This is a genomic window from Parageobacillus caldoxylosilyticus NBRC 107762, assembly GCF_000632715.1.
In the GTDB taxonomy this organism is placed as follows: domain Bacteria; phylum Bacillota; class Bacilli; order Bacillales; family Anoxybacillaceae; genus Saccharococcus; species Saccharococcus caldoxylosilyticus.
The window spans coordinates 1-3,097 of the sequence record NZ_BAWO01000108.1 but is presented as its reverse complement, the minus strand read 5'-3'; the positions used below and the strand labels follow the sequence as shown (position 1 = coordinate 3,097).

At 52.0% G+C, this 3,097-nt stretch carries 4 protein-coding genes; all 4 read right to left on the bottom strand.

Annotated elements, in window-relative coordinates; translation table 11 throughout:
- Positions 1 to 37: 37 nt before the first annotated feature.
- The 4 genes from GCA01S_RS20435 to GCA01S_RS18770 all read right to left on the bottom strand — a co-directional run bounded on the left by GCA01S_RS20435 (position 38) and on the right by GCA01S_RS18770 (position 2,951).
- Positions 38 to 205, bottom strand: a complete 168-nt coding sequence (locus GCA01S_RS20435) for a hypothetical protein (protein WP_041470480.1) — start codon at positions 203 to 205, stop codon at positions 38 to 40.
- 1 nt (position 206) lies between these two features.
- Positions 207 to 1,007, bottom strand: coding sequence for an ExeA family protein (locus tag GCA01S_RS18780; protein WP_011230382.1), 801 nt, complete (start codon positions 1,005 to 1,007; stop codon positions 207 to 209).
- Positions 1,000 to 2,253, bottom strand: coding sequence for an IS481 family transposase (locus GCA01S_RS18775; RefSeq protein WP_021292743.1), 1,254 nt, complete (start codon positions 2,251 to 2,253; stop codon positions 1,000 to 1,002). The genes GCA01S_RS18780 and GCA01S_RS18775 overlap by 8 nt, the downstream gene beginning before the upstream one ends.
- Before the next feature lie 140 nt (positions 2,254 to 2,393).
- Positions 2,394 to 2,951: a DUF6431 domain-containing protein gene (locus tag GCA01S_RS18770; RefSeq protein WP_042412494.1), complete on the bottom strand. Its 558-nt coding sequence runs from the start codon at positions 2,949 to 2,951 to the stop codon at positions 2,394 to 2,396.
- Between the last annotated feature and the right edge of the window lie 146 nt (positions 2,952 to 3,097).

Below are 3,097 nucleotides of genomic sequence, written 5' to 3'. Positions count from 1 at the left end.
GTAAACTAGCACATTATTTCAGAATCCCTTTTTCAAATTATTTCAGGCGGATTCGGAAATAATGTGCAAAATTTTTGCGGATTGTTCCGGATTTTGCACATTCTTTCGGAACGTTTGCACGCTCTTTCAGATAAAGATTTCCAGCGCGCCTGATGGACCGATGGAAAAGAAAAAGCACAAAAGAGGCCGATTCGGCCCCTTTCATGCTAATACCCCATTTCCTCTGCGGCCATGCGCACCACTTCTTCGTCAATGGCGTCCTTTTTCAGCTGATACCCGTATAACAGGCACGTCGTGGCCAACGTGTTGATCACCCGAGGCCATCCCCGCGACTGCAGGGCAATCGCCTCTAACGCCGATGGGGTGAAGATCGGGTGCTTCGCCCCGGCCTGTTTCATCCGATGCTTGATGTAGCCCGCCACCTCTTCCTTCTCCAGCGGCCCCATCCGGTATCGCATGATGATCCGCTGGTCGAGAGGGCGGTGCTGATTGAGCCGCAGCTTCCCCTGTAAATGGGGCAGCCCGGCCAAAATCAAGACAAATGGGTTGGTCGAATCCATCTCAAAGTTGAACAAGATCGCGATGTCCTGTAAAAATGCATCCTTCGCTAAATGCATCTCGTCCAAAATGAACACCGGCGTGATCCGCCGTTCATGATACAATCGCTCGATCGCCTGCTGGATTTGGCGGAAGAGGTCTACCTTGCGGTACTTCGGTTCCTCTCCTAATCCCAAGGCCAAACCACGGTAAAAATCCATCACGCCTCCGGTGGATAACGGAAAGTAGACGACATGATACAATGATGGATTCAATGATTCTTTCAGCGCCCGAAGGGCGAACGTCTTGCCCGCCCCCGGCTCTCCGATCAACAGCCCGATCCCCCGGGTTCGTTTCACGTACTCCAGCGCCCGCAACGCTTCCTGAAACGGCGCCCCTTGATACGCCTCGGACGGGTCTGTTTCTTTCGCAAACGGCTCCCGCGAAAGGGAGTAAAACGATTTATACACCGTGTTCTCCCTCCTTCGCCGGAATCGCCGCAAACGGGGACCGATGGCGTTTTACATAGGCGTTGTCCTCCAAACGAACCCGAACGGCCTCCGCCACCTTCCTTCCATCTTCGTACACATAGACGCCCCGTTCGTCATAGCGGAGTTCAATCGATTGCCCAATGAACCGGGGCGGCACTTCATACAGCTGCTTGTTCAAGGTGATCGTTCCATCGGCTTTGACCTTGCGGTGCTCCCGCTTCAGAAAAATCGCATCCAGCCAATCGCTATCTTCGATGAACGACACGAGATGCACTTGCGATTGAAACACCTCATGCGGCGTTTTTCCGTCCAGCGAGGCGTGCGGTTTTCGATGATACTCCTCTTCAAGCCACCTCCAAAAGCGCTCGTTCAGCTCTTCGAGCGACTTCGGGGGATCCAACTCCAGCAGCGGATAAAACCGCGTCTGTACGGTGCGGAAGAACCGTTCGATTTTCCCTTTGCTTTGCGGGTCATACGGCTGGGTGTGGATGAGCGTAATTCCCATCTCGGCGCACGCATACTGCAGCACCTCGGATCGATAAATTTTCCCGTTGTCCGAGTAAATGCGCTTCGGCTTCCCGCAACGAAGCACCGCTTCCTTCGTGACGATCCGCAGCCCGTCAAACTTCTCCGAAGGGAAAAACTGCGCGTACGGCACAAACCGCGAGCAGTCATCGATATAGGCGATCAAAAACGTTTTCTGGGCTTTCCCATTGACTCGAATCGTTGGTCCATGGGATAAGTCCCCTTGCCAAAGCTCATTGATCTGGTCATACGCAAAGCGCTTTCGCTCCGGCATGGGCAAGATTTCTTTCCCGACAAGGTTGTGTTTTTTCAACAATCGGTATATAGTAAAGTAAGAGGTATGATTTTCTGGGATTTCCCCCTGCTCGATCAGGTGTTCGTAGAACACCGTCACGGGCATGGTGGGATGTTCTTTTCTTAGGGCTAAAATATGATCCTCATCATCGGGCGACAGACGCCTTGAGTGGCCGCGGTCCGAACGGCGCTTCGGCTTTAAGGCGTCAAAGCCCCCTTTTTTGTATCGGGTGCACCAATCGAGGATCGTCTTGGCTGCGATTCGTTTGTCGCCCTGGTGGGGAACATGGTGCACTCGCTCGCTCACCTCTTTCAGATACGTCTTCGGTTCCACCTGCCCATTCACCAACGGAGCGATTAGCCCGTACCGAAACAGGGCAATGTCGTGTCTCATCGACTCATCCATTCGAATCTCCTCCTTGTCTCACTTGGAATCAGGACCGTTCCGGTCCGTCTGCCCTTATCGTACCGGATCGCTTTTTCTCCGTCGATAGGAAAGGTTTGTGGGAACCTCAACTATTTCCAATTTAGGATATGTATGTAAAATCAGGATCCCATTTGATTCGCAAAAGGGTGTCGGAATCCGTCCTCCCACATGTCTCTGATGACCGAATAGAGACCGTGTTTCTCCAACGTCCGGATCCACCAGGAAGCCCGTTCCTTTTCTTTTTTCACGATAGGGCCTATGATCCTCCACCGCCTCGCAAAAAAGCTGTGAAGGCTTGATAGGTTTCGGCAGAACCGTCGGACATAAAAGATGATGCCGTCCTTTGTCGGGAGAAACGGAGCCCGGTTCGTCCCCTCGGTCAATCCCAACTGCTCTTTCACGACTTGCCATATGGCGGACAACGTATACTGAAAATACGGGAGGAGAAAGGAAGGCAGCACACTCACCGTCTTCAAGCATTCCCGACAGCGATACCGGACAATCCAAATGCGATAATCACCATGTGGGGTCAATGCGTTTCGCTCATAGTAACCGTGGCGGTGCAACGGGCGCTTGGCCCGGCAATGCGGACACTTTTTCAGAAGAGGGAAGTCGTTTTCTTTTCCACGCTCTGCATACGTTTGGACGTCAATGCCAAAGTCATGAAATTGAATCACGTCCTCCTCCCCCTCCTATGAACCGATGGATTTTCTCTTCCGAAATAATTCACAAAAAATTTAGCACATTCTTTCAGAAAAGGGGAGAGGGCTTTCTGAAGGAATGTGCAAAAAAATGGCTCTTTTGTTCCGAAATAAAGTGATAA